Below are 255 nucleotides of genomic sequence, written 5' to 3' on the forward strand. Positions count from 1 at the left end.
CATCGCCTGCGTCGTCCACGCTGTAGCTGTCGTCGCCCGCGCCCCCGGCCATGGTGTCGGCGCCCGCGCCGCCGTCGATTTGGTTGGCGCCGCTGTTGCCGCTGATGACGTTGTTCAGGGCGTTGCCAGTGGCGTTGATGGCCGCACCGCCGGTGAGCACGAGGTTTTCGACGTTGGCGGTGAGGGTGTAGCCGATGGAGGAGCGCACGGTGTCCGTGCCCTCGCTGACGAGCTCGGTGACGACATCACCGGCGT

The 255-nt window shown here is 68.6% G+C and carries 1 pseudogene; it reads right to left on the reverse strand.

Going from position 1 to position 255, the window contains the following annotated elements:
• A pseudogene (locus ACG0Z6_RS16680) lies at positions 1 to 255 on the reverse strand (calcium-binding protein); the annotation flags it as partial.

The organism is Roseateles rivi, from assembly GCF_043555845.1.
Classification (GTDB): domain Bacteria; phylum Pseudomonadota; class Gammaproteobacteria; order Burkholderiales; family Burkholderiaceae_C; genus Roseateles; species Roseateles rivi.